Consider the following 5,635-nt stretch of genomic DNA (forward strand, 5'->3'; position numbering starts at 1 on the left):
ATCTCGGTGCCGATGCGCGCGAATGCCTCGTCGGCCAGCGCGCCGAGGCCGATCTTGCGGAAATACGTCTCGTCCCAGCGGCTCTCATGCGCCAGATAGGTCCATTTGCAGGTCACCGTGCAGACCGAACGGGCAAGGCTGCCGGTCGCCCGCCAGGTGAGGAAATCGGCGAGGTCCATGAACTGCCAGGCGGCGTCGAAAGTGGCGGGCAGGTTTTCGGCCAGCCACAGGAGTTTCGGCGTTTCCATCTCCGGCGAGATGACGCCGCCGACGTAGTTCAACACCGCCTCGCCACTGCGATTGATGCGGCGCGTCTGCTCGACCGCGCGATGATCCATCCAGACGATGATGTTGCGTTCCGGATTGGCGGACTTGCTTACCGGCAGCGGCACGCCGCCCTCGCCCAGCACCACCAGCGAACAGGTGGCGTCGAAGCCGATGCCGGCGATCGCCTCGGGCGCCACGCCCGATTGCGCGACCGCTTCACGCGTGGCCGCGCAAACCGCCCGCCAGATGTCGTTGCTCGACTGCTCGACAATGTCGCCGGCCTCGCGCCAGACCTCGATGTCCCGTTTGGCCGAGGCAAGCAGGGTTCCCGTGTGGTCGAACACCCCGGCCCGCGCGCTGCCGGTGCCGACGTCGATGCCGAGGAAGTGGGACATTGGGGGAAACCTTCGGTTTAAGGCAGTAGGGGAGTAGGGGAGTAGGGCAGTAAGGCAGTACGGGAATAGGAGATGGTGGCTTGGCTCGGGCCCGGGCATTGAACGGCAGAGCAATCCTACTGCCCTACTGCCCTACTGCCCTACTGCCCTACTGCCCTACTGCCCTACTCCCCTACTCCCCCTAGAGATCATTGCTCTGCGGCAAAATCACCAAATCCCTTATCGTCACATTGCGCGGCCGGGTCAGCATGAACATCACCGCTTCGGCCACCTCGCGTGGCTGCATCAGGCCGCCGGCGGCGAGTTCCTCTTCGAGCTTGGCCTTCGGCCAGTCGTCGACCAGTGCCGTCACCACCGGGCCGGGCGCCACGGCGCCGACGCGCAGGCCGTGCTTGGCGACTTGCCGGCGCACCGTGTGGACGAAGGCCTGCACGGCGTGCTTGGAGGCCGTGTAGATCGGTTCCCAGACCACCGGGACCAGACCGGCGATCGAACTGGTGACGATGATGTCGCCGGTCTTGCGTTCGATCATGTGCGGCAGCACCGCCTGGATCGAACGGAAGCAGGCATTGATGTTGAGGTTGAGCATGCGATCCCAGACGTCGGGATCGCCGGTCGCCACCTCGCCGCCGACATAGGCGCCGGCATTGGCATGGAAGATGTCGAGTTGGCCGGCCTTCTCCAGGATTTGCGGCATCATGGTGGCGACGCTTGCCGGCTGCATCAGGTCGATCACCAGCGGGATCGCTTTGGGGCCGAGTTCGGCGCACAGTTTGTTCAGCGTCGCCTCGGCGCGGTCGACCAGCACCACGGTGGCGCCGGCCGCCAGCATATGCCTGGCGCATTCGAGGCCGATGCCTGACGCGGCACCGGTGACGGCGGCAACTTTTCCGGACAGTTCTTGGCTCATGTCTTGCTTCCTGTTGATGGGTTCAGGCCCGGCCATGCGAGACACGCGAGCGGCGTGCCAGCGAGTCGACGATGACCGCGATGGCAAGCACGGCGCCGGTGATCATGTACCGAAGCGACGAGGACAGATCGAGCAGCGTCAGGCCGCTGGCGATCGACTGGATGACGATGATGCCGAGCAGTGCCGAATAGGCGCTGCCCCTGCCGCCGAACAGGCTGGTGCCGCCTATGACGGCCGCTGCGATGGCGTTGAGGTTGACGTCGCCCGTGCCGGCCTGCTGGCTGGCCGAGGCCAGGCGGGCCGCCGACAGCACGCCGCCGAAAGCCGCCAGCATCGAGCACAGCACGAAGGCGCTGGAATAGATCAGCCGCACATTGATGCCGGCGCGCCGCGCCGCCTCGCGGTTGCCGCCGACCGCCGACATAGAGCGGCCCCATTTGGTCCGCGTCAGCGCGTAGTGCATCGATATGACCAGGCCGACGAACAGGCCGAACATCCACGGAATGCCGCGCGCCTGATTGAGATAGAAGACGATGAGCTCGAGAATGACCGTAATCACCACCGCGCGCGTGACGAGCCCGCCGGTCGACGGCGCCGACAGGTTCGCGGCGCGGCGGCGCGCGACGGTGCGCAGGCCGGTGATCAGCATGACGATGCCCGGCACGGCCGCCAGAGCGAACGAGACGAGTTTGGGCATCATCAGCAACTGGCCGAAATTCACCAGGTTCGAGCCGTAGGGCAGGTTGATCGAGCCGGTCGAGCCGAGGATGTAGAGCTGCAGGCCAAGCACCGCCAGCAAGCCGGCCAGCGTCGAGACGAAGCTCGGCATGCCGAGCCGGTTGAACAGCAGCGCATAGAGGGCGCCGATGAAGCCGCCGACGGCAACAGCGGCCAGAATCGCGAGCGCCACCGGCCAGCCCTGGTTGACCCACAGCGTGCCGACCATGGCCGAGGCAAAGCCGCTGATCGAACCGACCGACAGGTCGATCTCGCCGACCATCAGAACGCAGACGATGCCGAGCGCGATGACGCCGACGGTTGAGCAATCGAACAGCAGATTGACCAGATTGCTGCTCGACAGGAAGATCGGGTTGATGCTGGCGAACACCGTCCAGATGATGACCAGCCCGACAATCACTGGCAGCGAGCCGAGATCGCCCGAGCGGACCCGGTCGAAGAACCGGCGGATGGCGCCGCCGATCCCCGCCTCGTGCTTGACGCGCACATCGGCGCGGTCGAGCTGCGGCGGCACGGGGGCGGCCTGTTCGGCTTCGCGGCTCATGGGCGTGGCTCCTGGGTCTGGTCTTGCCTGGCCTGCCTGCGCTCGGCGCGCCGCGACACCGAATTGTTCGAGGCGCCGGTGATGGCGCTGACCAGTTCCTGGTTCGAGGCATCGGGCGAGAAGATGCCGTTGTTGCGGCCAAGCCGCAGCACGACGATGCGGTCGGCGACGGCGCGCACGTCTTCCATGTTGTGGCTGATGATGACGACGCCGAGGCCGCGGTCGCGCACCCGCTCGATCAAATTGAGCACTTCCGCCGTCTGCGCCACGCCAAGCGCTGCCGTCGGCTCGTCGAGCAGGATGAGCTTGGGTTCGAGCAGCAGCGAGCGCGCGATCGCCACCGTCTGGCGCTGGCCGCCCGACAGTGAAGCGACCACTTCGCGGACACTCGGGATGCGCGCCGAAAGCTCGTTGAGCAGCGTCCAGGCGCGCACTTCCATCGCCACCTCGTCCAGCCGCAGCGGGCTGAGTTCGCGGCCAAGGAAGATGTTGGCGACGATGTCGAGGTTCTCGCACAGCGCCAGGTCCTGGAACACGGTGGCGATGCCGAGCGTCAGCGCGGCACTCGGATCGGCAAGTGTCACCTGCTTGCCGCGAAAACTGATCGTGCCTGAGCTCGGCTGATGCACGCCGGCCAGGATCTTGACCAGGGTCGACTTGCCGGCGCCATTGTCGCCGACCAGCGCCACCACTTCGCCTGCATGGACATCGAGATCGATGTCGGTGAGCGCCGAAACGGCGCCGAAATTCTTCGAAACGCCGCGCAGGCTGAGCACCAGCTCGCCTGCCGGAACCGGTTCGTCCGAGGTATCGGTCATGCCAGGAAGCCTTTCAAAACCGGTTCAAAAATTTCGCATGAGCGCTGCCTGGCCACCACGCGGGTGGCCAGGCAGCGGAGCGGGCAAGGGTCGCGGTCAGTTCCCGATGCCCAGCTTCTTGCAGCCTTCCGCGTAACGATCGACGCAGAGCTCGGCCGCGGTGTTGATCTTCTTGTCGATGATCTCGGCCTTCAGGTTTTCCTGCGTCACAACAGCCGGCGTGAACAGCTGCGAGGGCGTATCGTACAGCGTCATCTCGGCCTTAGGCGTCTCGCCAGAAAGTAGCTTGATGGCGATGTTGGCGGCGGCCGCCGCCACGATCTCGCTCGGCTTGGAGATGGTGTTGTACTGGTCGCCGGCGATGATCAGTTGCAGTGCCGCGATCGTCGCGTCATTGCCGGTCACCGGCGGCACCGGATCGACGCCGGCCGCCTTGAAGGCCGCGATGGCGCCGCCACCGGTGCCGTCATTGGCGGCAACCACGCCGAGGATTTTCGGGCCGAAGCGGGTGATCTGGCCGCCGGCCCATTGCTGCGCCTTCGGCGGCGCCCATTCCGGCGTGTCGTATTCGGCCAGGATCTTGTAGCCGCTGTTGTCGAGGCCGGCATGGATGCCCTTCTTGATCAGGCCGGCCGCCGCGTCGGTCGGCGAACCGTTGATCTGTAAAACGCCGCCGGTGGCCGGATCGACCTTCAGCGCCTTCAGGTGCTCGACCAGCGAATCGGCGATGGCCTTGCCGATGCCTTCATTGTTGAACGAGACATAGAAGTCGGCCGGCGCTGTCGGGATTGGCCGGTCATAGGCTATGACCTTGATGCCCTGGCTCTGCGCCAGCTTGACCAGCGAGGCGGCGGCGGTCGAGTCGACGGGGTCGAGCACAATCGCCTTGGCGCCCTGCGAGATCACCGAGTTGAACTGCTGCTGCTGGCGCGAGGCGTCGGCATCGGCGTTCTGGTAGAGCACCTTGCAGCCCGGGCACAGCTTCTTCATCTCGGCGGCGAAGCCGGGATAATCATGCTGTTCGTAACGGGTCGAGGCCTGGTCAGGCATCAGGAAGGCGACGGTGGCGTCGGTGACTTCGGCTGCCTTGGCGATAGCGGCGGTGCCTGCCAGCAGCGACAGCGCAAGCGCTGCCATGCCGGCGGACTTGCCAGTGGACTTCAATGAAATTGAAAGTTTGGTCATTCGGTCTTCTCCGTTTCTGGATATGTTGTAAGAAGGTCGTGACTGCTTTGGTGGTCTGAAGACACCCATCCACCCTCGCCCCAATTGAAGGGGTACCAGGGTCCGGCGCTGGACTTTCGAGCCGCGCCGACGTCCTCCGCCGACGGAGGAATTCGAGACAAGCGTTCTCCATCACGAACCGCTCAACGCGGCTCACGTCCGTCATGCAAAAGAAAAATCCTCCCTTGGTTCCTCCCTGGCTCCTCCGTTAAGCGGCTTTTCCCGCGTTGATGTTGTCGGCCAGCAGGCGCCTGAAGCGCGAGGGCGGCATGCCCTTCTCCGCCAGGAACTGCCGGTTGAAATTGGACAGGTTGTTGAAGCCGACCTCGTAGCAGATGTCGGTGATCGAGGCCTGCTCGTCGCTCATCAGGATCTGGCAGGCGAGATTGATGCGCAGCCGCTTGACATACTGCACCAGCGACATGCCGGTGTGGCGGCGAAACGAGCGCGAGAAGGCCCCGGTCGACTGGCCGGCGATGGCGGCGAGATCCGCCTCGTCGAACAGCTGCGTCAGGTTCTCCCTGATATAGGCGAGCGCCTTGTTCATGCCGGCGGTCATGTAGCCCGACGGATCGGGCCGATAGCTGGCGCTGGCCAGCAGCTGGAATTCCTGGGCGCGGCTTAGCAGGCCGGCGATCATCATGAACAGCTCGATGCGGCGCACGCCCTGCGCCTGCATCATCTCTTCCATCAATGGCGCCAGCGCCAGCTATCGGCCCGATCCGTCGGGCTACATGAC

The 5,635-nt window shown here is 65.1% G+C and carries 5 protein-coding genes and 1 pseudogene; all 6 read right to left on the bottom strand.

Features of this window, described 5'->3' with window-relative positions; translation table 11 throughout:
- Positions 1-662, bottom strand: a 662-nt coding sequence (locus EN884_RS23470) for an FGGY family carbohydrate kinase (RefSeq protein ID WP_245491973.1), incomplete at its 3' end; no start/stop codon positions are given.
- 181 nt (positions 663-843) lie between these two features.
- Positions 844-1,572: an SDR family oxidoreductase gene (locus EN884_RS23475; RefSeq protein WP_024501651.1), complete on the bottom strand. Its 729-nt coding sequence runs from the start codon at positions 1,570-1,572 to the stop codon at positions 844-846.
- A gap of 22 nt (positions 1,573-1,594) precedes the next feature.
- Positions 1,595-2,854 (bottom strand): ABC transporter permease, encoded by a 1,260-nt coding sequence (locus EN884_RS23480; protein ID WP_024501652.1) that lies wholly within the window; start codon positions 2,852-2,854, stop codon positions 1,595-1,597.
- Complete coding sequence (locus tag EN884_RS23485; protein WP_024501653.1) at positions 2,851-3,672, bottom strand: ATP-binding cassette domain-containing protein; 822 nt, start codon at positions 3,670-3,672, stop codon at positions 2,851-2,853. Before EN884_RS23485 ends, EN884_RS23480 begins: the two co-directional genes overlap by 4 nt.
- Positions 3,673-3,768: 96 nt before the next feature.
- Positions 3,769-4,857: a sugar ABC transporter substrate-binding protein gene (locus EN884_RS23490; RefSeq protein ID WP_013530723.1), complete on the bottom strand. Its 1,089-nt coding sequence runs from the start codon at positions 4,855-4,857 to the stop codon at positions 3,769-3,771.
- 247 nt (positions 4,858-5,104) lie between these two features.
- A pseudogene (locus EN884_RS23495) lies at positions 5,105-5,599 on the bottom strand (AraC family transcriptional regulator); the annotation flags it as partial.
- Positions 5,600-5,635 lie beyond the last annotated feature (36 nt).

This window comes from Mesorhizobium sp. M7A.F.Ca.AU.001.01.1.1 (assembly GCF_004022735.1).
GTDB lineage: Bacteria > Pseudomonadota > Alphaproteobacteria > Rhizobiales > Rhizobiaceae > Mesorhizobium > Mesorhizobium ciceri.